This is a genomic window from Rhizobium sp. 22-785-1, from assembly GCF_053521965.1.
Genome location: NZ_JBNWDI010000009.1, coordinates 13,101 through 38,942 on the forward strand (window position 1 = coordinate 13,101; position 25,842 = coordinate 38,942).

23 protein-coding genes are annotated in these 25,842 nt (G+C 59.4%); 14 read left to right on the forward strand and 9 right to left on the reverse strand.

Features of this window, described 5'->3' with window-relative positions; genetic code table 11:
* Window positions 1-207 precede the first annotated feature (207 nt).
* The 3 genes from ACQZ5M_RS17330 to ACQZ5M_RS17340 form a co-directional block, all read right to left on the reverse strand.
* Complete coding sequence (locus tag ACQZ5M_RS17330) at window positions 208-462, reverse strand: DUF2312 domain-containing protein (protein WP_296016498.1); 255 nt, start codon at window positions 460-462, stop codon at window positions 208-210.
* Between the two features lie 151 nt (window positions 463-613).
* Window positions 614-919 (reverse strand): DUF1244 domain-containing protein, encoded by a 306-nt coding sequence (locus ACQZ5M_RS17335; RefSeq protein WP_449080359.1) that lies wholly within the window; start codon window positions 917-919, stop codon window positions 614-616.
* Between the two features lie 14 nt (window positions 920-933).
* A complete protein-coding gene (locus ACQZ5M_RS17340) occupies window positions 934-1,722 on the reverse strand; it encodes an N-formylglutamate amidohydrolase (protein WP_449080360.1) in 789 nt (262 codons plus the stop codon).
* A gap of 206 nt (window positions 1,723-1,928) precedes the next feature.
* On the opposite strand from ACQZ5M_RS17340, the gene ACQZ5M_RS17345 reads away from it, so the two are divergent.
* The 3 genes from ACQZ5M_RS17345 to ACQZ5M_RS17355 all read left to right on the forward strand — a co-directional run bounded on the left by ACQZ5M_RS17345 (window position 1,929) and on the right by ACQZ5M_RS17355 (window position 4,156).
* On the forward strand, window positions 1,929-2,411 hold the full coding sequence (locus tag ACQZ5M_RS17345; RefSeq protein WP_296016490.1) for a DUF1036 domain-containing protein: 483 nt from the start codon (window positions 1,929-1,931) through the stop codon (window positions 2,409-2,411).
* Entirely contained in the window at window positions 2,411-3,850 is a 1,440-nt protein-coding gene (gene pyk / locus ACQZ5M_RS17350; protein WP_296016489.1) for a pyruvate kinase, read from the forward strand. The genes ACQZ5M_RS17345 and pyk overlap by 1 nt, the downstream gene beginning before the upstream one ends.
* 69 nt (window positions 3,851-3,919) lie before the next feature.
* Window positions 3,920-4,156, forward strand: a complete 237-nt coding sequence (locus ACQZ5M_RS17355) for a hypothetical protein (protein WP_449080361.1) — start codon at window positions 3,920-3,922, stop codon at window positions 4,154-4,156.
* Window positions 4,157-4,241: 85 nt separating this feature from the next.
* Here ACQZ5M_RS17355 and ACQZ5M_RS17360 read toward each other — a convergent pair whose 3' ends face one another.
* Window positions 4,242-6,038, reverse strand: a complete 1,797-nt coding sequence (locus tag ACQZ5M_RS17360; RefSeq protein WP_449080362.1) for a hypothetical protein — start codon at window positions 6,036-6,038, stop codon at window positions 4,242-4,244.
* 94 nt (window positions 6,039-6,132) lie between these two features.
* Between ACQZ5M_RS17360 and ACQZ5M_RS17365 the strand changes: the two genes are divergently transcribed.
* Window positions 6,133-6,429, forward strand: a complete 297-nt coding sequence (locus tag ACQZ5M_RS17365) for a hypothetical protein (RefSeq protein ID WP_449080363.1) — start codon at window positions 6,133-6,135, stop codon at window positions 6,427-6,429.
* 198 nt (window positions 6,430-6,627) lie between these two features.
* Here the strand turns inward: ACQZ5M_RS17365 and ACQZ5M_RS17370 are convergent, their stop codons facing one another.
* Window positions 6,628-8,508 (reverse strand): DUF882 domain-containing protein, encoded by a 1,881-nt coding sequence (locus ACQZ5M_RS17370; protein WP_449080364.1) that lies wholly within the window; start codon window positions 8,506-8,508, stop codon window positions 6,628-6,630.
* Window positions 8,509-8,715: 207 nt separating this feature from the next.
* Complete coding sequence (locus ACQZ5M_RS17375) at window positions 8,716-10,278, reverse strand: sigma-54-dependent transcriptional regulator (protein ID WP_449080365.1); 1,563 nt, start codon at window positions 10,276-10,278, stop codon at window positions 8,716-8,718.
* 170 nt (window positions 10,279-10,448) lie between these two features.
* On the opposite strand from ACQZ5M_RS17375, the gene ACQZ5M_RS17380 reads away from it, so the two are divergent.
* Complete coding sequence (locus ACQZ5M_RS17380; protein ID WP_449080366.1) at window positions 10,449-12,299, forward strand: M3 family oligoendopeptidase; 1,851 nt, start codon at window positions 10,449-10,451, stop codon at window positions 12,297-12,299.
* 198 nt (window positions 12,300-12,497) lie between these two features.
* Window positions 12,498-13,133: an aminotransferase class IV family protein gene (locus tag ACQZ5M_RS17385; RefSeq protein ID WP_449080367.1), complete on the forward strand. Its 636-nt coding sequence runs from the start codon at window positions 12,498-12,500 to the stop codon at window positions 13,131-13,133.
* A 51-nt stretch (window positions 13,134-13,184) separates the two neighbouring features.
* Here the strand turns inward: ACQZ5M_RS17385 and ACQZ5M_RS17390 are convergent, their stop codons facing one another.
* Window positions 13,185-14,093, reverse strand: coding sequence for a sensor domain-containing diguanylate cyclase (locus ACQZ5M_RS17390; protein ID WP_296077877.1), 909 nt, complete (start codon window positions 14,091-14,093; stop codon window positions 13,185-13,187).
* A gap of 239 nt (window positions 14,094-14,332) precedes the next feature.
* On the opposite strand from ACQZ5M_RS17390, the gene ACQZ5M_RS17395 reads away from it, so the two are divergent.
* The 6 genes from ACQZ5M_RS17395 (at window position 14,333) to ACQZ5M_RS17420 (ending at window position 21,319) form a co-directional block, all read left to right on the forward strand.
* Window positions 14,333-15,778 carry a homospermidine synthase gene (locus ACQZ5M_RS17395; RefSeq protein ID WP_449080368.1) on the forward strand — a complete coding sequence of 482 codons (1,446 nt, stop codon included), beginning with the start codon at window positions 14,333-14,335 and terminating at the stop codon, window positions 15,776-15,778.
* A 194-nt stretch (window positions 15,779-15,972) separates the two neighbouring features.
* Entirely contained in the window at window positions 15,973-16,341 is a 369-nt protein-coding gene (gene omp10 / locus ACQZ5M_RS17400; RefSeq protein WP_296016625.1) for an outer membrane lipoprotein Omp10, read from the forward strand.
* Between the two features lie 211 nt (window positions 16,342-16,552).
* Window positions 16,553-18,511, forward strand: a complete 1,959-nt coding sequence (locus ACQZ5M_RS17405; protein WP_449080369.1) for a 5'-nucleotidase C-terminal domain-containing protein — start codon at window positions 16,553-16,555, stop codon at window positions 18,509-18,511.
* 199 nt (window positions 18,512-18,710) lie between these two features.
* Window positions 18,711-19,760, forward strand: a complete 1,050-nt coding sequence (gene hemH, locus ACQZ5M_RS17410) for a ferrochelatase (RefSeq protein WP_296038383.1) — start codon at window positions 18,711-18,713, stop codon at window positions 19,758-19,760.
* Window positions 19,761-19,803: 43 nt separating this feature from the next.
* On the forward strand, window positions 19,804-20,859 hold the full coding sequence (locus ACQZ5M_RS17415; RefSeq protein ID WP_296016618.1) for an SPFH domain-containing protein: 1,056 nt from the start codon (window positions 19,804-19,806) through the stop codon (window positions 20,857-20,859).
* A gap of 1 nt (window position 20,860) precedes the next feature.
* Window positions 20,861-21,319, forward strand: a complete 459-nt coding sequence (locus ACQZ5M_RS17420; protein WP_296077882.1) for an NfeD family protein — start codon at window positions 20,861-20,863, stop codon at window positions 21,317-21,319.
* Between the two features lie 65 nt (window positions 21,320-21,384).
* On the opposite strand, the gene ACQZ5M_RS17425 is transcribed toward ACQZ5M_RS17420, so the two are convergent.
* Window positions 21,385-21,981, reverse strand: a complete 597-nt coding sequence (locus ACQZ5M_RS17425) for a TetR family transcriptional regulator C-terminal domain-containing protein (protein ID WP_449080370.1) — start codon at window positions 21,979-21,981, stop codon at window positions 21,385-21,387.
* Window positions 21,982-22,138: 157 nt separating this feature from the next.
* On the opposite strand from ACQZ5M_RS17425, the gene ACQZ5M_RS17430 reads away from it, so the two are divergent.
* Entirely contained in the window at window positions 22,139-23,011 is an 873-nt protein-coding gene (locus ACQZ5M_RS17430) for a DMT family transporter (protein ID WP_449080371.1), read from the forward strand.
* A gap of 48 nt (window positions 23,012-23,059) precedes the next feature.
* On the opposite strand, the gene ACQZ5M_RS17435 is transcribed toward ACQZ5M_RS17430, so the two are convergent.
* Window positions 23,060-24,055, reverse strand: coding sequence for a KpsF/GutQ family sugar-phosphate isomerase (locus ACQZ5M_RS17435; protein ID WP_296016607.1), 996 nt, complete (start codon window positions 24,053-24,055; stop codon window positions 23,060-23,062).
* A 152-nt stretch (window positions 24,056-24,207) separates the two neighbouring features.
* Here ACQZ5M_RS17435 and ACQZ5M_RS17440 point away from each other — a divergent pair, with 152 nt between their 5' ends.
* Window positions 24,208-25,749 (forward strand): surface lipoprotein assembly modifier, encoded by a 1,542-nt coding sequence (locus ACQZ5M_RS17440; protein ID WP_449080372.1) that lies wholly within the window; start codon window positions 24,208-24,210, stop codon window positions 25,747-25,749.
* Window positions 25,750-25,842: the final 93 nt, after the last annotated feature.

Below are 25,842 nucleotides of genomic sequence, written 5' to 3' on the forward strand. Positions count from 1 at the left end.
CGTCATCCTCGGGCTTGACCTGAGGACATATAGCCTGCCGGCAGATGGAGGCTAGATGGATGCTCGGGTCAGGCCCGAGCATGACGGAGGATGGGGCGCACACCGATCCGACTGTAAGGATCGACTCTCTCGCCTAAACCAACGCCACAAAGCAAAATCGCCGCAGAAGCGGCGATTTAACAGATCAACCATGGCTGAGCCCGAGGCTCACTCCATGCCGAGTGCTGCCATATAGGTCTGAAGAATGGTCTCTTCCTCGATACGCTCATTGGCGTCCTTCTTGCGAAGGCGAATGATGGTGCGGATCGCCTTGGTGTCGTAACCACGGCCCTTGGCCTCGCCCATGACATCCTTGATATCGCCCTGGATTGCCGCTTTCTCTTCCTCGAGGCGCTCGACACGCTCGATGAATTGACGCAGTTCGGCAGCGGCGACGGTTTCGGTTGTGGGTGTATCGTCCATTCGATGATCCTTCAATATCTCGGCTCGTTCGGGAGCCCGTTCGGTGTGCGGCGGCATGGCCGCCTGCTGCCCGTGAAAGGCAGCCAAATTTCCCGGCTGGTGAACTGCCCGTGGAAAGGCCTCACGTCAAGCTGATTCCGGTGCGTGCCCGCTATTCCTTCGGGCGGTTTTCCTCGAAGGCGGCTTTCTGGCCGTCACTTGCTTCGCGCTGATGCAGACGCTTCCAGTCCTCATAAGGCATGCCGTAGATGATCTGACGGGCCTCATCCTTGCTGAGATCGGTGCCTGCATCGTTTGCTGCATCCGCATACCAGTTGGACAGGCAGTTGCGGCAGAAACCAGCAAGGTTCATCAGGTCGATATTCTGCACCTCGGGTCGCTCCCGCAGGTGGTTCACCAACCGGCGAAAGGCGGCCGCCTCGAACTCGGTTCTCTGCTTGTCGTCAAGCTCGCTCATATCGATGTCGCCTTTCAATAAGGACCAGTCCGCGAGGCGAACTGCTGATATTCGTGCAGGGTGGGATCGTCATTCATTGCGGCGAAAATGGGAGCAAGGCGATCGGCCCAGGCAGCAATCCCCGCCTCCTCGCCGATCAGGTCCTGGCGCACTTCGAGAAGCGCGTGCGGGATGCCCTTCAACATGCAGTGGCGATACATGGTGTCGCCCTTCAGAGCGCCATCGTAAGGCTCGTTGTCGCCCACCAGAATGTCGCCACCAGATCTCAGATGATCAATCAGCGGATGAACGGCACGATGGTCCGTGTCCCACAGAACAGCCGCGTGCCAGGGACGCGGAACGGATTTCCAGAACGGCGTGTAGGAGTGCAGCGAAAACACCAGCGGCGCCTTGCCGGACATTTCCGCTGTCTTCGTCAGCACACGGTCCACGGCATTGTGATAGGGGCGGTGATAGGAGTTTAGCCGCTTCTGCCACTCCTCGTCGGTGATCGGATGATTACCCGGCACGATCGCGCCATCGGAAATCTTCATGATCAGCGTGGGATCGTCTTCCCCACGATTGGGATCGATCAGCAGGCGGGAAAACCGGCCCATCACGGCAGGCACGCCAAGGCTTCCCGCAAGCCTTCGCGTCAAACCTTCCACACCTATGTCATAAGCAATATGGCGCTCGAAGGCGGATTGCGGTAGACCGAGATTGCCGTAAGCTTCTGGAAGAAGGTTCATGGCGTGGTCTGCTAGCAAAACCATGCCTTTGTCATAATCGCCTTCTATGATTTCGTATGGCTGAAAGTCTGGCATAATTGATTTCTGGATTGAATTTGGGACAGCGATTGGGAGAGACGTTTGATGGCATGGCTTGACGCCACGCGCAAGTTTGCACGGACAAACGGCCATCGACAGCACCGCACCAGAGACCCGACCTGACAATATAATCGATTAAACTCGCGTTGACATTCTTGGGCCTCCGCGCCTAGAAGTGTTTTCACTATAACCATGGAATCCGGATGGACGCCGTGACATACACATTCTCCGCTCTCCTCAAGAAGCACCGGCGCGCGATCCGCACTCTTACCGCAGCCGCCGTCCTCTCTTCTCCCCTTCTCGCAGCGCAGCCGGCATGGGCGGATTTCCGCGTCTGCAACAGCACGCAAAATCTCGTTGGCGTTGCCATTGGTTACCGCGCAAAGGAAGGCTGGGTCAGCGAAGGCTGGTGGCAGGTGCCTGCTTCCACATGCGCGACCCTGATCGAGGGTGAGCTGCAATCGCGCTATTATTACCTCTACGCTGAAGATGCCGCCCGCGGCGGTCGCTGGACCGGCGACGTCAACATGTGCGTGGCAGAAAACGAATTCAAGATCACCGGTGTCGATGATTGCTATGCCCGCAGCTTCCAGCGCATGGGCTTCAAGGAATACGATACGGGCAGGCAGGGAAGCTGGATGGTCCAGCTTTCGGACACGCCAGGAACACAGGAAAGTCAGAACTGATGAAGCGTAACCGCAAAGTCAAAATCCTTGCAACTCTCGGCCCCGCTTCGGCAGAAGAGGCGATGATCGAGAAGCTTCATCTTGCCGGCGCCGATCTCTTCCGCATCAATATGAGCCATGCGAGCCACGATCTGATGCGCACGCTGATCCAGCGTATTCGCTCTGTCGAAAGCCGCAACGGCCGTCCGATCGGCATTCTGGCGGATTTGCAGGGACCGAAGCTGCGCGTCGGCAAGTTTGCCGATACCAAGGTCGACCTCGTCGCCGGTCAGACCTTCACGCTCGACAACAACGAGGCCCCTGGCGACAAGAACCGCGTCTTCCTGCCGCATCCGGAAATCCTCGAATCCGTGAAGCCCGGCGACCGGTTGCTGATCGACGACGGCAAGCTGCATCTGCGCGCTGAAAAATGCGACGGCAAGAGCATCGTCACCACCGTGGTTTCCGGCACCAAGATTTCCGACCGCAAGGGCATCAGCCTGCCCGACACGCTGCTTGGCGTTGGCGTTCTGACCGACAAGGACCGGTCCGACCTCGCCGCCGTTCTGGCGACCGAGGAAGTCGACTGGGTCGCTCTTTCCTTCGTTCAGCGTCCAGAAGATCTGGCGGAAGTGCGCAAGATTGCCGGCAACCGCGTCGGCCTGATGTCGAAGATCGAAAAGCCGCAGGCCATCGAACGCATCGAAGAGATCATCGAACTGTCCGACGCGTTGATGGTGGCCCGCGGCGACCTTGGCGTCGAAATGCCGCTCGAAGCCGTTCCCGGCATCCAGAAGCAGCTGACCCGCGCCTGCCGCCGCGCCGGCAAGCCAGTGGTCGTTGCCACGCAGATGCTGGAATCGATGATTTCCGCCCCGGTTCCGACCCGCGCCGAAGTCTCCGACGTTGCAACCGCCGTTTTCGAAGGCGCAGATGCGATCATGCTGTCTGCCGAATCCGCGTCCGGCGATTACCCGGTCGAAGCCGTCTCCACCATGGCCTCCATCGCCAGCACCGTGGAACAGGATCCGCACTATTCCAACATCATCTACGCGCAGCGCGCCCAGCCGGAAGCAACCGGCGCGGACGCCATTTCGCTTGCTGCCCGCCAGATTGCCGAAACGCTGCGTCTTTCCGCAATCGTCACCTACACCTCGTCCGGCACCACCGGCCTTCGCGCTGCGCGCGAGCGTCCGCAGGTTCCGATCATCGCCCTCTCGCCGATCATCCAGACGGCCCGCCGTCTCTCTGTCGTCTGGGGCCTGCACTGCGTGGTCACGAGCGACGCGAGCGATCTCGACGACATGGTCAACCGCGCATGCCGCATCGTCGTGGCGGAAGGCTTCGGCAAGCCCGGCGACCGCATCATCATCTCGGCCGGTGTTCCGCTCGGCACGCCCGGCGCTACCAACATGGTTCGCATCGCCTATATCGGGCAGGACGGCCAGAGCGGCGTTTAAAAGCGTATTCTGCGATAAGCGGGACTACGCTTTCGCGATGGAAGCTGTCGTCGAAGATCGCTTCACTCTTTGAACAGGTATCGGAGGGGTAAGCTCGGCCTACCCCTCTTTCGTTCCAAGGCCAAGCGTCTCAAGGATCGAGCCTTCCGCTTCTATCTCGGCAAGGCCCGAGAGCCCGCAACGAACAAAAAAGCCAGCGCGTCTCACGACACGCTGGCTTTCTTCGTGAATATCCACGCGCTACCCAGCGGGATGACACCCGCCCGAACCGAATTCGCTTCCGGCAAACCCGGTGCATCGGTTTAAAAAATCAGAGCCCACTTCACGCGTTTCGAAGACTGAAAAAACGTCTTGGCGACGATTGCGCAGGGTAAGACCACACATCAATGGGTCAATGTTCCTGATAGGCTGCAATCACGATATTGGCCTGCGCTGTGCTCATCGACCTAAGCTGCGTTGCCGAAAAGGCTGAGAGGTGGGTGGAGTCCATGCCGCTGAGCGATGTCGTGCTGAGCCCCTTGAGCGCTGCGTTTTTGATGGACGCGATCTCGTCGGCGGTGAAGCTGTTCAGTTCCTCTGCCGAAAGGGTTGCCAGTTGTTTTGCATTCAGGGCAGCCACCTGCGCTTGGGTGAGCGCCTCGATGCTGCCGGAACTGAGAGCTTCGAATTGCTCGCTCGTCAGAGACGCAATCTGCTTCGTGCTCATGGCCGACAGAACTTGTGTCGTCAGATTGGAAATGACGGAGGTGGAAAGACCGGCGACCTGCTGCGGCGACAAAGCCGCGAATTGAGCAGGCGTCAGCGCCTGGAGCTGCTGGGAGGTCAACGCCTTGATCTGCACCGTGGACAGCGCCGAAATCTGGCTGGTCGTCAGCGCAGTCAAAAGCCCGGTGGACAATCCGGCGATGGCCGCCGTCGATAATCCGGGAAGCGCCCTCTTCTGCAAGGCGGCGATTTCCGCTGAGGTGAAGCTGTTGATCTCTTCCGCAGAGAGGGTTGCCATCTGCAACGCGGAAAGCCCGGTAATCTGGCTCTCGTTAAGCGACGCAATGTCGCCGGAGCTAAGTGCGTGAAACTGTGCCGCCGTCAGCGAACCGATTTGCCGCGAGGTCAGTCTCGCCAGAGTATCGTCGTCCAGTCCGGCAATGGTGGCGGTCGAAAGGCTGGCGATCTGCGGTCCCTTGAGGGATGCGAGCTGTTCACCGCTGAGCGCCGAGAGCTGGGCGGTGGTGAGGGCCTGCAACTGAGCAGAAGACAACGCTCCGATTTGTCCGGTCGTGAAGGCCGAAAGGAGACCGGTGGACAGTCCCGCAATGGTGGAGGTGCCCAGCGACGCAATCACGTTCTTCTTGATCGAGGCGACCTCGTCTGCGCTGAAGCTGTTGAGTTCGGCGGCAGACAGCGTCGCCGCCTGCCCCGCGGTCAATCCCGCCACCTGTGCGGCGCCAAGGGCTGCGATGCTCGCAGAGCTCAATGCATTGAATTGCGTTGTCGTCAGCGCCGCGACCTGACGGGTGGTCAGTGCTGCAAGCTTTTCCGTTGGCAGTGCGGCGATGACGGCAGTCGATAGACCGGTGATAAGCGTCGGTGTCAGCGCGCCGAACTGCTCCGCAGTCAGCGCGGAAAACTGCGCGCTCGTCAATGCCCCCATCTGTGCGGATGTCAGAGAAGAGATCTGCTGCGTGGTCAATACGGCAATCTTGGCCGTGGAAAGGCCGGCAAGAGCAGCCGTCGAAAGACCGGACATGGAGGCCTTCTTGATCACGGTCAGTTCGTCGTCGCTGAAGCTGTTCAGTTCTGACGAAGACAATGTCGCGAGCTGGGCGCCGGTCAAAGCCGCAACTTGCCTTGTATCCAGCGCCGCGATCTGGGACGAGGAGAGGCCCTCCATCTGGCTGGTGTAGAGCGCGGCGACCTGCTGGGCGGTCAGGCCGGACAGCTGCACCGTGCCAATCGCGCTCAATTGGCCAAGCGTCAGGCCGGTGATCGACTTCGGTGCGATCGCCCCGACCTCGCTCGCAGACAGGCTCGAAATAACGGACGTATTGAGCGCACCGATCTGGACGCTCGTCAGCGCCTTGATCTGGGCAGCACTCAGCTGATCGACATCGGCCGAGGACAAGCCTGCAATGACGGAGGTGGAGAGCGTGGCGATCTGCCGGGGGGCGAGATTGGCAATAATGGTCATGAGCGCGAATACCGTCAATTACTGGTCGATCATGCTCATGTCACGGTGGATCGCCTGAACACGCCTGTTCTCCGCCGATGGACGGAAAAAACGGATGGGCACGCCAGCCGCAAGGGCGCCTACAGGCACGACCTCGACCTCGACCTCGAACACGAGCAACGAATTTATCTGGGACATGGCTCGTCAGAACCGGCGCATTGAAAAATGCTTCATGCCTGCTGTGATCAAACCGACCACTGCCTTTGCGCCAACTGTGAACACTGTTGCAGGCGGCAATAAACGCACAACTCTTGCCGCGACGACCAAAGCAACTAACGAAGGGTTAACAGCGCCGAGCAAGGGCGTCAAGGTGGACCTCAGCGGGTCAGGCAGCTCCACGCAAGCCTTGTGATGCGGGCTTTAGAGGCGGATTGTGGGCAGACGTGAGATTGAAACGGTGGCAACGATCCTGCACCGGGTGCGCAACGGAAAAAGCGTGCCGCGATCTTTTCGATCCGCGCGACACGCTTTGATGATGTTTCACAGCTGTTTTTAGCCGCTGTACCCGCCTGAGCTAACCATACTCCAAGGCCCGGGTCGGGCCTTAGGTTCAGGGCATTCTGACTGGCGAACTGAAGCGGCTGGAGTCGATTGCCTTGGCGCCCTGGCGGAAACTTGCATTGGCGGCAGAGGCCGACATGTCATGGCTAAGGATACGGTTGCTGACACGCGGTGCCTTGACCGCACGAACAGTTGCACCCTTGCTCTGGCTAAGCGCCCAGTCGGAAATCGCTTCCTGTGTCAGGCGTCCACCGCTGACCATGGCCTGCTGCGACACGACGGCATCCTGCTTGCTCGGGCGCCCGCCCTTGGTCGGCAGACCGGCATTCAGGCCGCTATTGGCGTTGGCCGCAGGCTTCGGATCGAATTCGTCACCGAATGTCTGTTGCTTCGGAGCGACCATCGGTTCGAGCTTCGCCACTTGGCGAGGAGCTTCCTTTGGCGTCGGAGCAGCGTAAGCCGATGCCGGGAATGGTGCCGCTGTCGGCATTCCGGCAGTCGCAATGGCGGAGCGCGCATCCTGTCCGCTCTGTTCGAGCGCGGCGATCACCGTCGGAGAGAGCGACGCTTGGGCGTCAGCCTCGTCGTCCTGTCCTTCCGCTTCGGTGCTTGCCGAGGCAAGCAACGCTTCGGCGACAGCCGGACGGTTGGCCGGAACCGGTACATGAGCGACCAGAGCATCGGCGGGAGCGTTTTCAGGATCGAGCGAGGCGGTCATGACCGAACCCTGAGCATCGCCACGCATGCCGCGTGGTCCAAGAAGCGTCGGAACCGGAACGGAGACCTCCGCGAGATCGGCGAATTTCTGTTCAGCCGGTGCGGCTGTCGGTGTCGGCGTGGTCGCGGCCTGAAGCGCATCCTGGGCGGCGCTGCGACCCGGCGAATAAAGCGCCGTCGCAAGGCCATTCGAACCCTCTTCGCCGCGGAAAGCCGGGCGTGCTGTCGGAAGCGGTGCGTTGACGGCACTCGGAACCGGCGCAGCAGAGGCAACAGCAACCGGAGCTTCCTCCGCCTCTTCCGCTACAGCAGCAGGGGCAGGCGAGCGGCCAGCCGGTGCTGCGGGTGTTGCGATTTCTTCGGAATCCTCGTCCTCGTCGCCACCGCCAAAGAGCGCTGCGAGAAGCGTCTTGCGCTTGCCGCCGGAAGACGATGCGGCGGGTCCAGAACCAGCGGTGCTGGCAACCTGAATGGAAGAGGAGCTGACGCGCTTCTTGTAATCGGCCAGAGCCTGGTCGTAGCCCGGCAGCGGCTTGCCATCGGCAGGCAAGTGAATGGTGTTGCCGTTCGGGAAGATGCGAACGAGCTCCTGGCGGCTCATGCGAGGCCAGGCGCGAACGTTGCCGACATCCATATGCACGAAAGGCGAGCCGGAGGTCGGGTAAAAGCCGACGCCGCCGATCTGCATCTGCATGCCGATCTCACGCAAACGGGCGAGCTTCACGCCGGGAATGAAGAAGTCCATGGCCTTGCCGAGCGTGTGCTGGCTATGCTTGGCGACACCCTTGGTGCGCGAACGCAGCATGCCGTTGGTCTCTGGCGAGCGGAAAGCGGAAACGACGTTGATATAGTCGGTTGCGCCGGAGCGACGATAGACTTCCCAAACGAGGTCGAAAAGGCGCGGATCCATCTTGGTGGGCTGGTTGCGGCGCCAGTCGCGCAAGAAACGGTTAAGCTCCTGCAGGCCCTTTTGATCGTACTTGCCGTTTCTCTTGAATGTGATGACGGCTTTTTCTTTGGTGTGGATATAATAGAGCTTGAGACTGCGTGTCTCGGCAGAGGCCTGCGCCGCTGAAAGCGCGAAGAAAGGCAGTGCGGCTAGCATAAGGCACGCGACAGTGACAGCGCGTGCCGACAGCTTCGTGCATATATCTTTGATCAAGCCGCGCGCAGGCTTGGTCGCATGCGCGTTATTCCGATTCAGATATGGCAATTCGATCCCCGCCTGGCAGACAATTTGTCACATTGTCCCACTTGAACCTCAATTACGGTGACACGATGGCAAATTTGCCACACACATACAACCTTCCTCTATATAGTGAACAGACAACTAACAAGAGGTTTATGAAGGGTAAGGGAATATCCTTGCTCAGGAGTTAACAAAAATGCCAACGGCTAATTTAGCCGTCGGCACTCGCAGTCACGCCGCATCACGCAACGGATCGTCGGGATCAATGCCATAATCCTTCAACTTTCGGTAGAGAGTGGAGCGCCCAATGCCGAGTTTGCGGGCAACCTGGCTCATCTGGCCACGATAGAATCGCAGTGCAAAACGGATCAGCTCCTCCTCGATTTGCGCAATGGTGCGGACGTTGCCCGTCTCATCGGTGCTGGCAATCAGGCTGCCGCCCGGAAAGACGCCGTCATGCGCCACCTCAGCCTCGACCTCAGCTGCCGGGACCGAAGCGGGTGCAGCGTGAGGCTGGATCGCGACGATCTTCGGCGGCTCAACGATCGCATGCCGTTCTGCGTCAGGATCACGCCTGTCTTCTTCGCCCTCTCCGAAACCAGTGACCTGCTTGACGATCTGAGCGAAATCGCTCGGCAGCAGTTCGTGACCCTGCGCCATCACGGCGGCACGAAAGACGGCGTTCTCCAGCTGGCGTGTATTGCCCGGCCAGTCATAGGCGGTGAGCAACGCCAGTGCAGACGCGCTGAAACCGAGGACATGCGGCAGTTTCTGCTCGATGGAGAAGCGCTCGGCAAAAGCGCGCGCCAGGAAAGGAATGTCTTCCCTGCGGCGGCGAAGAGCCGGAACGGTGATGGGAAAGACATTCAGACGGTAATAGAGATCTTCGCGGAAGCGACCCTCCTTCACCTCCTCGATCAGGTTCTTTGCGGTGGCCGAGATCAGCCGAACGTTAACCTTGCGACGCTTGGCTGTCGTCTTGATCCCACCTGCAGGCTCGATCTCTGCGCTTTGAACGGCGCGCAGAAGCTTCACCTGCACGTCGAGCGGCAGATCGCCGATCTCATCGATGAACAGTGTGCCGCCATCGGCCTCAAGGAATTTTCCGGTCTGACGCTCGCCGCTCTCGCGAAAATCAGGCGTCTCGCCGCCGAATAGCGTGCTGTCCACCAGTTCCGGCGAAATCGCAGAGCAATTGAAGATGACGAAGGGTTTGGCCGCCCTGTCGCTTGAGGCGTGGATGGCGCGGGCGATCGTTTCCTTGCCCACCCCCGCTTCGCCTTCCAGCACCACAGGAATTGTGGAATGGCTGGCGCGCTTCGAAAGATCCACCACCCGCGTCATGGCCGGGCTTGCCGAAACGATATCGGATAGGGCAAGCGCACTGTGGCGGGCGCGTTTGAGCGAGCGCACAGCCGGCTGATCGCCGGATTTTAGCGCTCCCGCAATCGCCGTGCCCAAGCGCTCCGGCGAGGCTGGCTTGACGACGAAATCGACCGCCCCGACACGCATCGCCTCGACGACGACATCGATACCGCCCTGCCCGGTTTCAACGACTACCGGAACGGCAATGCCGAGATCATGCGTTCCCCGGATGAAGGACTGGGCATCCATGCCGCGCATCGTCAGATCGATGATGACGACGCCGATCTCGCCGCCGCGCGTCTTCAAAAGCTCGAACGCCGCCTTTGCACTTTCAGCCGCAAGGCACCGATAGCCGCTGCTCTCAACGGATTGCTTCAAGACGCGGCGCTGAACGGGATCATCATCGACGATGAGAACATGCGTGGTCATTTCGATCTCCGGTTTCCGGTTTATGGACCCGCATCATGCAGGCCCTTTGGATCGACTTTGACACGGCAGATTTGAACATCGGGTTTTGAGAATTGCTTGCATTTTAAGCATTGCCGCGGGAAACAGAGGCACCCATATGCTTCGTTACGAAGACAAGAAGGACGCGTTTCATGACCTTGAAGACATCGATCCAAAGCCCGGCCCTCTCGCCTGCCGAAAGCGGTAGCGCTGCCCTTGGCGACCTGCCGGTCTGGAAGCTTTCCGATCTTTACCCCTCAGCAGAGTCCGCCGAATACAAGAGTGACCTGCAAAAGGCGCAGACCGATGCCAGGGCATTCGAGACGAAGTGGAAGGGCAAGCTGGAAACCGCTGCCAGCCGTTCCGGCGATGAGGGCATCGGCGCGGCACTGAAGGAATATGAGGCGCTGGACGATATTCTCGGCCGCATCGGCTCCTTTGCCGGCCTCACCTACTTCTCCGATACGTCCAACCCGGCCAATGGCAAGCTCTATGGCGATGCCCAGGCAAAGCTTACCGACATCGCCTCGCATCTCTTGTTCTTCCCGCTGGAACTGAACCGCATCGACGATGCGCTGATCGACGCGGCGTTCGAAAAGGATGCGCTTGCCGCTCACTACAAGCCGTGGCTGGTGGACCTGCGCAAGGACAAGCCGCACCAGTTGGATGACAGCCTGGAGCAGCTATTCCTGGAAAAATCCATGACGAGTGCGGCGGCCTTCAACCGCCTCTTCGACGAGACGATGACCGATCTGCGTTTCGAGATCGACGGCGAAAGCTTGCCCCTGGAACCCACGCTCAACATGCTGCAGGAGCCGGACCCGGAGACGCGTCGCAAGGCGGCAGAAGCACTCGGCGCCACCTTCAAGGACAACTTGCGCGTCTTCACGCTGATCACCAATACGCTCGCCAAGGACAAGGAGATTTCCGATCGCTGGCGCAAGTTCGAAGACATTGCCGATAGCCGCCATTTGGCAAACCGCGTCGAACGCGAGGTCGTGGATGCACTGGCCGCTGCCGTGCGTGACGCTTATCCCCGCCTGTCGCACCGCTATTACAAGATGAAAGCCAAGTGGCTTGGCATGGAGCAGATGAACTACTGGGATCGCAACGCGCCGCTCCCGGATACCTCCAATGCCATTATCCCCTGGGGTGAAGCCAAGGACATGGTGCTGTCCGCCTATGGCGCCTTCGCTCCGGAAATGGCCGATATTGCCCGCCGCTTCTTCGACGAGGAATGGATCGATGCACCGGCCCGCCCAGGCAAGGCGCCGGGTGCCTTCGCCCATCCGACCGTGCCATCCGCTCACCCCTACGTTCTGGTCAATTACCTCGGCAAGCCGCGTGATGTGATGACGCTTGCCCATGAACTCGGCCACGGCGTGCATCAGGTTCTGGCCGGTGAGCAGGGTGCCTTGATGTGCGCCACGCCGCTGACGCTCGCCGAAACCGCATCCGTCTTCGGCGAGATGCTGACCTTCCGCAAGCTCTTGGAAGCCACCACCGATCCGCGCGAGCGCAAGGCCATGCTGGCGCGCAAGGTGGAAGACATGATCAACACCGTGGTTCGCCAGATCGCCTTCTACGAGTTCGAGCGCAAGGTTCATACCGCCCGCAAGGAAGGTGAACTGACCTCCGAGCAGATTGGAGAATTGTGGCTCTCGGTGCAAGAAGAGAGCCTTGGACCGGCCATCCGCATTTCGGAAGGCTACGAGACCTGGTGGACCTATATCCCCCACTTCATTCACTCGCCCTTTTACGTCTATGCCTATGCCTTTGGCGACTGCCTGGTGAACTCGCTCTACGCCGTCTACCAGAATGCCGACGAGGGCTTCCAGGCAAAGTACTTCGAGCTTCTGAAAGCCGGCGGCACCAAGCATCATTCGGAGCTTCTGAAGCCCTTCGGGCTGGACGCCGCAGACCCCTCCTTCTGGAGCAAGGGTCTGTCGATGATCGAAGGCCTGATCGACGAACTGGAAGCGCTGGACGAGGCGGCCAAGTAATTTATGCGACGAAAACCGGCGGCGCTCCCATTTCGGACAAGCTTCGCCGGTTTTTATACCTGATTGGAATCGAGGTTCGAGACACGCGCCATACAAGGGTGCCCACGCGGCTCTCACTCTCGACAGTCGGCATAACACAAACGCAAGCGTGACCGGTCGATCGGTATGATCGCCATCCGCTGAAGACGGACGATGAGCATGAAGCGCAAGCCCGCAGATTTGACCTTGAGGGAAACATTGCGCTGGGAGCCGCAAGGCGGCTTCCAGAGGCTGGAGCAACACCTGCGCCGCCTGCTGCGTTCAGCCGATGCGCTGGGTTTCCGCGCCCCGAAGGATCCGGCTTCCGCTCTGAAGACGACCGTGAATGGCGACGTTCCGATGAAAGTCGCGTTGGTGATGAACTACAAGGGCGAGATGGAGATTGCAGCCGAGCCTTTCGTTCCGGTCGCCCCCGATGCTGTCTGGCGGCTGAAGATAGCGCAAAAGACCAGGCTGGGTTCAAGCGACACCTTCTACCGGCACAAGTCGTCGCGCCGCGAGCCCTACGATGCCGCCCGCGCGGAATTTTCGCCCAAGGAAGCCGACGAAGTCCTGCTTCTCAACGAGCGCGGCGAAATCTGCGAGGGCTCCGCCACCAGCCTCTTCGTCGAAGGTCCGGATGGCCAATTGCTGACTCCGCCGCTCGATAGCGGCATTTTGCCAAGCGTGCTTCGCGCCGACCTCATTCGTGAGAGGAAGGCACGCGGGCAGGCGTTGAAGCCTGAAGATCTGCAAGGTCGTAAGATATTCGTCGGAAATTCGCTGCATGGGCTGGTTCCGGCTGAACTGGTCTGATCCTGCGGCGCGTCATCCCCACAGCATCTTCGGCTACAGCGTGTTAAAACGCTAGTCGACGACCGATTCCAGACGTGCGCGGCCATTCTGCTTGGCGAGATAGAGCGCGCGGTCGGCCCGGTGGTAGAGTTCGTTGGCGCCCTCACCGGCCTTGTAAAGCGCAACGCCGGCAGAACAGCTATAGGAAAAATCCGGGTAATCGGCAAAGGGACGTGTCTCTGCCACCTTTTCCAGAATGCGCCGGACAATCGAAACGCACTCATCGAGCCCCGTGCGAGGCATCACCAGCATGAATTCCTCGCCGCCGATCCTGCCGAAATAATCCGGGCGGCGAATGGTGGAATGCGCCAGCTTGACGAAATCGCGCAACACCGCGTCACCGCCGCGATGACCGAAACGGTCGTTGATCCCCTTGAAGAGATCGATGTCGATGATGCAGATGCCGAAGGGCATTTCCATCTCCTTGTCGACGGCTTCGGCGTGACAGGCGAGTTTTGCGAAAACGAAACGGCGATTGGATGTTCCCGTCAACTCGTCGGTCTGTGCCGCACGCATGGCAAGGTCGCGATCCTGTCTCAGGCTGCGCTGATTCTGGCGAAGGGCGGTAATATCGCTGCCCACGCACAGCATCCAGCCGTCGGTTTCCACCGTCTCCGTCATCCAGATCCAGCGACCGTCATGCATGTCGAGTTCGAGACCGCGAAAAGGCTGCTTGCCGCGCCGGGATTGCGCCGACAAAAGCCAGGCTTCGAAATCCGTCGTGTTAATGATAAGCCCTACACGGTCGCGATGGTTCATCCGAATAATGTCGACCCATGTGGGAAAGCTGTCTTCGGAGAGATGAAAGGCTTCGCGGAAAGCGCGGTTGGCGTAGCGCACGCGGTCTTCCGTGTCGTAAAGTGCAATGAGGACGGGGGTAAAATCTTGCAGCGCTGACACGCGCTCCAGAAGACTATCCATGTAAGTCTGCTGATCATGACGGAACATTCGTCACCTGAAATCCGGCCAGCGTCCATCATGGGCGCTTATAGCCATGATATTATATCTCTCATGGCAAAATTACGATTACAAAAAACGATGCGTCATTCTCCATAGTAAAGAGAGAATGAAGTTAAGCTTCATATCCGCGTCATGTGGTTGTATTTTATTGATACGAATGAATAATCTGGTTCGAAACCTGTCTTGGAAGGACATTGTAAATGACGGAAGCAGCATACCCGATCTACGGGGACATCACCGGCCCCATCATCATGATCGGTTTCGGCTCCATCGGCCGTGGCACGCTTCCTTTGATCGAGCGGCATTTCACCTTCGACTGGACGAAACTGGTGGTCATCGATCCGCGCGAAGACATCGCCGATTATCTGGCCGAGAGAAACATCCGTCATATCCGCACCCATCTGACCGAGGATAACTACAAGGACGTCATGACCCCGCTGGTGGAAGGCGTCGACGGTCAGGGCTTCTGCGTCAATCTATCGGTCGATGCCTCCTCGGTGGATCTGATGAAGCTGTGCCGCAAGCATGGGATGCTTTATATCGATACCGTCGTGGAGCCTTGGCCCGGCTTCTATTTCGACGGAGAGGCAGACAATTCCGCCCGCACCAATTATCACCTCCGACAGACCATGTTGAAGGCGCGGAAGAAGCACCCCGGCGGTACGACCGCCGTTTCCACCTGCGGCGCCAATCCCGGCATGGTGTCTTGGTTCGTCAAGCAGGCGCTCGTCAATCTGGCGAAAGATCTCAAGCTCGAAATCGAAGAGCCGGCAACGGGCGACCGCGAGGGCTGGGCGAAGCTGATGCACACACTCGGCGTCAAGGGCGTGCATGTGGCCGAGCGCGACACGCAGCGCGCTCGCGAGCCTAAACCCTTCGGCACTTTCTGGAACACATGGTCGGTGGAAGGCTTCATCGCCGAAGGCCTGCAGCCCGCAGAGCTTGGCTGGGGTAGCCACGAAAAGTGGAAGCCGAAGAACGCCAGAAAGCACAAAAAGGGATCGAAAGCCGCAATCTATCTGGAACAGCCCGGTGCCGATACCCGCGTGCGCACCTGGTGCCCGACGCACGGGGCGCAATATGGCCTGCTCGTTACCCACAACGAGGCGATTTCGATTGCCGATTACTTCACTGTGCGCGACGAGGATGGCAAAGTCGCCTTCCGCCCCACCTGCCACTATGCCTACCACCCCTGCAACGACGCGGTGCTGTCTCTCTACGAGATGTTCGGCAATGGCGGACAGGCTCAAAGCGTGCAGCACGTTCTGACGGAAGAAGAACTGGTGGATGGCGCAGACGAACTCGGCGTGCTGCTTTATGGCCATGAGAAGAATGCCTATTGGTATGGCTCGCGCCTGACGCTCGAACAGGCGCGCAAGCTTGCTCCAAATCAGAACGCCACCGGCCTTCAGGTCAGCTCTGCGGTTCTGGCCGGCATGGTCTGGGCGCTGGAGAACCCGCAAGTGGGCATCGTCGAGGCGGATGAAATGGATTACCGCCGCTGCCTCGAAATCCAGAAACCCTATCTCGGCCCTGTCGAGGGACACTATACGGACTGGACGCCGCTGGACGGCCGCCCCGGCTTTTTCCCGGACGATATCGACAAGGACGATCCCTGGCAGTTCCGCAACATTCTGGTGCGCTGAGCCACAAACGAAAAGAAGGCGCTCAGGCGAAACCTGAGCCCTTTACGCTGTCGATTGATGCAGTTTTGCCACGCTTGCGCTTTTGTGAGTCCAACGAGGAACTGGTGAGTATCGCCTCTCGTTGGCTTGCAATAAACCCGAACTCGCGCCATCGTCATTAACCATCGGCTGAAGAATCGCAGGAGAAAAGAGTGATGTATTTCAAGACAAGTGTTGCCTTGCTGTTGGCTGCAATTGCCGTTTCTTCTTGTGCGCCGGCTTCCAGCCCTGTGCGGCCCATGCCGTCGATCTCCCAGCGCCCCGCAGTGGATGGCCGCTGGATCGACCGTAACGGTATCGTCTCCACCTTCCAGAACGGCTCTTTCTCCACCCGTTCGTCCGACACCAACACGCTGTTGGCATCGGGAACCTACGTGGCGATCTCCCCAACGCTCTATGAGATCAACATGACCTCGCTGGTACGCAACACCCAGTCGCGCGTCAATTGCGCCTTGATTTCGCCCGGCCAGTTGAACTGCACCACGGACAGCAACAGCCAGTTTACACTGAACCGCCAAGGCTGAGCCTTAAACGCCGGTCGCAAAGCAAAGCCGATTTGGTATTTCAACGCGCGCGTGTAGCGCGCGTTTTTTATTGTCTCTTCTCCCCCAACAATTCTACTTGCAGCAGATGCCTCAAGATGGAAACATGCCTTCGAATGGCTGTCACACTCTTGAATTAGCAAGAGATGTGCAGCCCGAAACGGCAAGCAAGACATCAACAGGAGAGAGACTGATGAACAGGATTTTGAGATTTGGCCTGATGACCGCCTCCGTGGTCGCTCTTTCGGCAGGCGCAGCACTCGCCGATTATCAACTCAACATCCTGCACATCAACGATCTTCACTCCCGCATCGAGCCCATCAACAAATCCGACTCGACCTGCTCGGCTGCCGACGCAGAAAAGAAGGAATGCTTCGGTGGTATCGCCCGCGTGAAGGGTGCGATCGATGCGCGCCGCGCCGAGCTTGGGCCGAACGCCAATATTCTCGTGCTTGATGCCGGCGACCAGTTTCAGGGCTCGCTGTTCTACACGCAGTACAAAAGCGGACCGGTTGCCGAATTCATGAACGGCATCGGCTTCGACGCCATGGCGATTGGCAACCATGAGTTCGATGACGGCCCGGCAGAACTTCTGAAGCTGATCAACGCCGTCAAGTTCCCGATCATTTCCGGCAACACCAAGATTGCCGATGGCTCGGAGCTGAAGGACAAGTTCAAGGGCTACGTCGTCAAGGAAATGGGCGGCCAGAAGGTGGGCATGGTGTCCGTTCTCGCCACCGACACCGGCGAAACCTCCTCGCCGGGCGACAAGGTCTCCTTCGAGGACGAAGTCACCTACCTCAAGGGCGCGGTGAAGGAACTTCAGGATCAGGGCGTCAACAAGATCGTGCTGCTCTCCCACGTCGGCTATGTGCGCGATCAGGAAATCGCCAGAGAAGTGGATGGTATCGACGTGATCGTCGGCGGCCACAGCCACACGCTGCTTTCCAGCACCGATCCGAAGGCTGCCGGTCCCTACCCGACGCTGGTCAAGAACCCTTCCGGTGTCGATGTGCCTGTCGTCACCGCCTATGCCTATTCCAAATATCTCGGCGATCTCTCCGTCACCTTCGATGACAATGGCGTGGTGAAATCCGCAACCGGCGCGCCGAAGCTGCTGGATGCCGCCGTGGCGCAGGATGAAGGTTTCAACAAGCGTGTGGCGGAACTGGCCGCGCCGCTGGAAGAAATGAAGAAGAAGGAGATCGGCGTCAGCGAAGCTGCAATTGACGGTTCGCGCGAGGTTTGCCGCGTCAAGGAATGCTCCATGGGCAACCTCGTCGCCGATGCGCTGCTCGACCGCGTCAAGGATCAGGGTATCACCATCGCCATCCAGAACGGTGGCGGTCTTCGCGCCTCCATCGACGCCGGTCCGGTAACCATGGGCGAGGTTCTGACGGTTCTGCCGTTCCAGAATTCCATCGCTACCTTCCAGATCAAGGGTGCGGACCTGCAGGCCGCACTTGAAAACGGCGCAAGCCAGATCGAGGAAGGCGCGGGGCGCTTCGTTCAGGCGTCCGGCCTGAAATACACCTTCGATCGCTCCAAGCCAGCTGGAAGCCGCATCGTCTCCGTCGAGGTCAAGGAAGGCGACAACTTCGTCAAGCTCGATCCTGAAAAGACCTACGGCGTGGTCACCAACAACTACACCCGCACCGGCGGCGACGGCTTCAAAACCTTCGCCACCAAGGCAATCAACCCTTACGACTTCGGACCGAGCCTGGAAGATGCTGTCGCCGCCTATATCGGCGCGCACAGCCCTTACAAACCCTATACCGATGGCCGTATCGTAGACGCGACCCCTGCCGACTACGTCGCTCCGCCAAAGCAGCCTGCCGCACCGGCACCGGCTGCACCCGCTCCGGCCACCACCGCTCAGGCTCCTGCAGCGCCTGCTCCGGCCGCCCCAGCACCGGCAACACCAGCCCCTGCCACAACGGCTCCAGCAGCTCCTTCCACAACAACACCATCCGCACCGGCAGCCGCCACCGCAGCGGCAAAATACGTCGTCACCAAGGGCGACTCGCTGTGGAAGATCGCAGAGGAGAAATACGGCAAGGGCGTCGACTGGAAGAAGATCGCCGAAGCCAACGAACTGCGTCGCCCGAACCATATCGAGATCGGTGAAGAACTGACCATTCCGGCCAACTGATCTGCGCGGGAATTGATGAGGAGAAGCCGGTTCGCGTCGCGGACCGGCTTTTTCATGCCTAGGTGCAGCGACGCGCCCAAATGCCGCGTAGGTTTTGTCAAAAATCAATTCAGATCACGGGATTGATGGTCTAAAGATTGATCCACGATGCGCGCGCGGACGTAGTCTTCCGCGATTCATGAGAGTTCAGGACAAGTTAATGGCCGCAGACATCACCACTTTCCCCGCAAGCCACCTGCCCAAGGACCATCCGAAGGTTTCCTTCGGCAAGGTTGGCGTTCTTCTCGTCAATCTCGGCACGCCGGATGGCACGGATTACAAGTCCATGCGCCGCTATCTTGCGGAGTTTCTGAGCGACAAGCGCGTGATCGAATGGTCGCGTGTCTTCTGGTACCCGATCCTTTACGGCATCGTGCTGAACAAGCGCCCGCAAAAGGTCGGCAAGGCCTATGAAGAGATCTGGAACCACGAGAAGAACGAAAGCTACCTGCGCACCTATACCCGCAACCAGTCCGACCTGATGGCGCAGGCGCTGACCGATCTTCCGAATGTGGTTGTCGATTGGGGCATGCGCTACGGCCAGCCGTCCATCGCCTCCAAGATCGATGCCCTGAAAGAACAGGGTTGCGAGAAGATCCTGCTCTTCCCGCTTTACCCGCAATATGCGGCGGCCACCACGGCGACCGTCAACGACAAGGCTTTCGAGCACCTGATGAAAATGCGCTGGCAGCCCGCACTGCGCACCGTGCCGCCTTACCACGATGACGAAACCTATATCGATGCGCTCGCAAACTCGGTGAAGAGCCATCTGGCAACGCTGGACTGGGAGCCGGAAAAGCTGATCGCATCCTTCCACGGTATTCCGCAATCCTACTTCAAGAAGGGCGATCCCTACCACTGCCAGTGCATGAAGACCGGCCGCCTGCTGCGCGAAAAGCTCGGGCTGGACAAAGACCGCTTCATGATCACCTTCCAGTCTCGCTTTGGGCCGGAAGAGTGGTTGCAGCCCTATACCGACAAGACGGTGGAGAAGCTGGCAAGCGAAGGCGTCAAGCGCATTGCGGTGATGAACCCGGGTTTCGTCTCCGATTGTCTCGAGACGCTGGAAGAAATTGCCGGTGAAGCGGGCGAAAGCTTCCTGCACCATGGCGGCGAGAAATTCACCCATATTCCTTGCCTCAACGACAGCGCCGATGGTATGCGAGTTCTCGAAAAAGTTGTACGCAAGGAGTTGCAGGGCTGGGTCTGATCCAGTCTCGGCTACCCCTCGTTGATGAAACAGGAGAGCAGGAATGGATTTGAGCGGTTTCGATATTTTTGTCATAGCGGCGGTCATTCTTGTCATCCTGACGCTCGTCGCCGGTATCAAGACCGTGCCACAGGGGTACCGCTATACGGTGGAGCGCTTCGGGCGCTACACCCGCACGCTGGAGCCTGGCCTTAACCTCATCACGCCCTTCATCGAGCGCATCGGCGCGCGCATGAATGTGATGGAGCAGGTACTGGATATTCCGACCCAGGAGGTCATCACCAAGGACAATGCCAGCGTGTCTTCGGATGCGGTGGCCTTCTACCAGGTGCTGAACGCCGCCCAGGCTGCCTACCAGATCGCCAATCTGGAATTCGCCATCCAGAACCTGACAATGACCAACATTCGCTCGGTCATGGGTTCGATGGATCTCGACGAGCTTCTCTCCAACCGCGATGCGATCAATGACCGTCTGCTGCGCGTCGTCGATGAAGCCGTCGGTCCGTGGGGCATCAAGGTCACGCGCATCGAAATCAAGGACATTGCTCCGCCAAAGGATCTCGTCACCTCCATGGCCCGCCAGATGAAGGCCGAGCGTGAAAAGCGCGCCCAGGTTTTGGAAGCCGAAGGGTCGCGCAACGCTCAGATCCTGCGCGCCGAGGGCGCCAAGCAATCGGCCATTCTGGAAGCCGAAGGCCAGCGCGAAGCCGCCTTCCGCGACGCCGAGGCACGCGAACGTCTGGCGGAAGCCGAAGCCAACGCAACGCGCATGGTGTCTGAGGCGATTGCCGCCGGTGACATCCACGCCATCAACTACTTCATCGCCCAGAAATATACCGAGGCGCTTGCCGATATCGGCAAGGCGACCAATTCCAAGATCGTGCTGATGCCGATGGAAGCTTCGTCGCTGATCGGCTCGCTCGGCGGCATTGGCGCCATTGCCCGTGAGGTTTTTGGCAAGGACAATGACGGAACAACACCTCCGCCCGCTCCACGCGGACCGGCAAGCCGTTCCTCCGTTCCGCCCTCCAACCGCCCGGGCGGCCAGACAATCAACGTGACCGTGCCCAACCCATTCGCCGCCCCGACGGACAAGTGACATGATCGAGAAACTTGTTGCCGATCTCGGTCCCTGGAGTTGGTGGGTGCTGGCCGCCATCCTTCTGGTGGCGGAACTGGCGGCACCGGGCGTATTCCTGATCTGGATCGGTGCTGCAGCGCTGGTAATAGGCGCGCTGTCCCTGGCGCTGTGGGACATGGGCTTCTGGAACTGGCAGCTCCAATTCCTGCTGTTTGCCGCGCTCTCCGTCGCCTTCGCCATTGCCGGTCGCCGCTACTATGACCGCAAATACGCGGCAACGGACGAGCCATTCCTCAACCAGCGCGAGGCAAGCCTCATCGGCCGCACCGCGACCCTCCAGGAGCCGATCACCGAAGGTCGCGGTCGTATTCGTCTGGATGATACATGGTGGCCGGTGCAGGGCGCGGATCAGCCGGCCGGCACCCGGGTCCGGATCGCCTCTGCCCATGGTCGCACATTAACGGTGGAGAAGGCTTAAGCGTCGACGCAGCCCTCAAGCTTTAAAGTGTCGCAAAACGGTGAGACGCAGGCGATGGCATCGCCTTACTGTCCGCGTGGTTGTCTCAGTTTCGCAAGCGCTAGTGTTCGAAAACGCGCAAAGGCCTCCAGATCGTCGTTGAGCTTCACGCGGATGATTGCGCCTTCATAAGCGTCGACAAGTTCTCCGGCAGCCATGTGCGGATCGATGCCATCCCTCAGCTCACCGGCGACCTCTGCTTCTTCAAGAAGGCGCGCGATGCTGCTTTCCCAGGAACGATAGGCCTTTGCAAGCTTGGCCCGCAGCACGGAACTTCGGCCTGAAACAGTCTGCCCTAGGGCGCCAAAAAGACATCCGCCTGACGGATGCTCCTCGCGAAGCTGACTTTCGAGCAGCCCAAAATAGACATCGAGCCGTTGAAGTTGGCTAAGCCTCTGATCTCCAAAGATGTCGTTGCGCTGCGCTTCCCATATCTCCGCATAATACTCGATGATGGCGCCGACGAAATCGTCCTTGCTCTTGAAGAAATGGTAGAAGGAACCTTTAGGCACATCGACGCTCGCCAGGATCGGCCCGATCCCCACTCCTTCATAGCCGTGCGCAATCAAGCCTTTCAGCCCTTCGCAAATAAGCTTGTGTCGTGTCGCATTCTCTCGAGCCATTACTAGACGACCGGTCTACTATCTAATTCACACTGAGGCATTAGGGAGTATGTGGTGGGTCAATGTCAAATGAAAGCCTCACAGCCGCCCCCCCAGGCAAACGTGATCCCGCACTTCGGTATTCGGATATGCGAAAACATGAACCGGGAGGCCCGCGGTGATCACCACCCATGAAAAAAGGGCACTGGGCATCGTTCTGGTTTGCGGCTGCTACATGATGTACTCCCTCCATTACGCCACGATGAAGTGGATGGGAAACCTGTTCGGCGTCTGGCAACTCCTCTTCATCCGCAGCATCGTGATGGTATTCGCCACCATAATGATGAAGCCCTCCGTATGCCGAGAAGTTATCAGGAGCCCCTATAAGGGCGCGACGGCGGTCAGAGCGCTGTTCCAAATCGCCTGCACCTTTTGTTTCTTTGCCGCCGCAAAGCTCATGCCTCTGGGGCAAGTCACAACGCTTTATGCCGCAGCCCCGGTCATCATCGTCCTCCTCGCCATACCGATTCTCGGCGAAGAGGTAGGGAAAGCAAGTTGGGCGGCGGTCGTCCTGGGAATGATCGGCACCGTCATCGCCGCCAACCCGACGGGTTCCCTCAACCCTGTTCCAACCCTGCTTGCCTTTGCTTCCGGGATTTTCTGGGCTCTTGCGGTGATTTACACCCGTAAGGCCGCGACACGGGAAAGCACGCAGGCACAGTTGCTGACAACGGGCTGCGTCTTCTGCCTGGTCAGCGGCCTGCTGATGGACTGGACCACGCCGGCAAACTGGTTCGAGATCGGCATGTGTGCAATCCTGGGCATCGAAATATTGCTCGCCCAAATGCTGTTCTTCGAGGGATATCGTTTTGCACCGGCATCGGTCCTGGCGCCGCTGGAATATCAAAGCCTCATATGGGTCAGCATTCTCGGCTTCGTGATGTTTGGAGATGTGCCTACGATCCACACCGTCGTGGGCGCGACCCTGATCGTCACGGCGGGCATCCTGCTTACCCTCTATGGCAACACACGCAAGCCCGTGATGCGCTAAAGCGTATGAGCGGATCTGAACGATCGCAGCACGCTTGCAACGATAAGATTAGGCAACACCGATCCGGAGCAGATCGTGGAAGTGAACGAGGCCAATCGGCCTGCTGTCCTCATCGATCACAATCAGCGCGCCGATATGGTGCTTTTCGAGCGTGGCCAAGGCCGCCGTCGCAAGCACCTCTTTCTTCACCGTCTTGGGCGTGCGCGTCATGATGTCGTCCACCGTCAGCTCAGCCAGATTGCGCGTCAGATTGCGCGCCATGTCGCCTTCCGTGACGATACCGCAAAGACGTTCATTCTCATCCAGCACCGCAACACAACCGAAATGCTTCTGCGCCAGAACACGGATGGCATCTGCCATCGGCGTGCCTTTGACCACGAGCGGCACGCGCTCGCCCGTGTGCATGATATCGCCGACCAGCGTCAGGCTCGCACCGAGCTTGCCGCCCGGATGAAATACGCGGAAATCGCCAGCGGTGAACTTGCGTGCCTCAAGCAGGGCAATCGCCAGCGCATCGCCCAGTGCAAGCTGGATGAGAGTGGATGTGGTGGGCGCAAGCCCATGCGGACAGGCCTCCTCCTCATCCGGAAGCAGGAGAACGATGTCGGACGCCTTGGCGAGCGATCCCGCCTTGGCGCAGGTCAGCGCAATCAGCGGAATGGCGAAGCGGCGGGTGTAGTTGATGATGCTGCGAAGCTCTGCACTTTCTCCGCCCTTGGAAATCGCCAGCACCACATCATTGCCGCCGATCATGCCAAGATCGCCATGATTGGCTTCCGCTGCATGCACGAAGAAGGCAGGCGTTCCGGTGGAGGCAAAGGTCGCGGCAAGCTTGGCGCCGATATGGCCGCTCTTGCCGACACCGGTAATGATCAGCCGACCGGTGATGTTGCCGATCACATCGACGGCTCTGGCAAAGGCCTCGCCAAGATCGCCAGACAGCGCGGTTTCCAGGGCAGCAAGCCCTTTCCGCTCCACCGAAACGGTTCTCAGCGCAGACTCGATGGCATTGTTTTCAGTCAGGGCGGCAGATCTCGTGGTCATGGCCGGACTGTTACTCTTTTCGCCTTTGCCTGTCCATTGGCGAAATCCTGCTGGCGTCTGGGTTGGCGCCCTCCAATCAACTGTGATCAACCAGATGTTAACCATGCGGTTTTACCTTTGAGTAACCAACATACCGAATCCGGGTGAAACGCATGAACCGTCACAGCAGAGCGATGCGTCTGAAGACGTTGCGCAGAGCAGCCGTCGCTCTGCCCGCCTGCCTGTGGCTGTCCTTTCCTGTGCAGGCCCAGACGAGCGGGCCAAATAGCGGCCAGAACAGCGGTCAGAACACGGGCCGCAACACACCGGTCTTGCCGGTCGGCCTTCAAAGCGCCGATCCTTATGCCAACGATCCAGCGTCCGGTCAGCCAGTCGGCACGAATGCCGATACGCCCGCCGCAACCGTTGTTCCCACGCCCCGTCCTGAACAAACGCCGAATGGCGTGATTGGTGCGCGCACAGAACCCGGCAGCGCCATACCCGAACCGGTGGATGAGGCGATAGAGCCAGCCGACCGGCGCGACAACATCTTCGAGCCGACGGTGGATGGCGGCGAGAAAGCAACCGTCGATGATGGTACAGCACCCGGAATCCGCATCGGGACGCTGACGCTGCGCCCATCGATCAGCCAGACGATCAACCATGAAAACAAGAAGTTTCCGGCTGCCTCCACCAACCGGACCTATCTGGCAACCGGGATTCGCGGCACACTGACCAGCGACTGGTCGCGCCACGCTTTGACGGTTTCAGGCGAAGGCGTCTATGAGCGCAATATCAGCGGCGGCAGTGCCGGGGAGAACCCGAGCGCCAACGTGCAGGCGGAGTTGCGGCTCGATCTGGCAGACCAGACAACCGCCCGGCTCAAGGCGGGCTATGCCTTCAGCCGCGAGGACACCAGCGATCCGAACGCCATTTCCGGTGCATCGATCCAGGGTGGCGAACATCTCTTCACAGCTGGTGGGTCGATCGAGCGCAATATCGGTCTGGTCAAGGCGCTTGCAGCCCTCGATCTCTCCCGCGCCATCTATACTGATGCCAAGGGCATCAATGGCCAGTCGATCAGCCTTGCCGACCGAGATCGGTCCGGCGTAGCCTTGCGCGGCCGTGTCGGCTACGAAATGTCGCCTGCGCTCGTTCCCTTCCTCGAAGCGACGGGCGCCTTGAGCGCCTACGACAACAAGACAGACAGCACCGGCTACCAGCGATCTTCTACCTCCTACGGCGCCAAGGTCGGAACGCAGATCGATCTCGGCGAAAAGTGGCGCGGCGAAGTGGCAGTCGGCCTGCTGCGGCGCGATTACGACGATAACCGTCTGGCATCGGTCAACGCCTTGACCACAGATGGCACCCTCACCTGGTCCCCCATGCGCGGCACGGATGTCAATTTCGGCCTGAAGACCGACATAGAAGATTTTGCCGGCGGCGCGCGCGGCGGTTGGGTCACGCGTCAATTGACGGTCGCGGTCATCCAGCAATTGCGAAACGATCTCGTGGCGCGGCTAAGCTCCGGGCTTGAACACCGCAACTTCCAGACAGACAGCATCGACAATCAAATCAAGTATTCGGTGGGCGCTGGCCTGACCTGGAAGATCAACCGCTATCTCGATTTCACCACCGACCTGACTTACGAAACCACGCCCGTCATCAAGACAAGCGATTGGCGCATTGGCGCCGGCCTGACGCTCAGGCGATAAAAAAATCCCGGCGCGACGCCGGGATTCCAGAGGCTTGCCACCCTGAGCTTCCGGGTCGAGCCCGAAAGCGACGGGGTGACTTGATCAACCGGA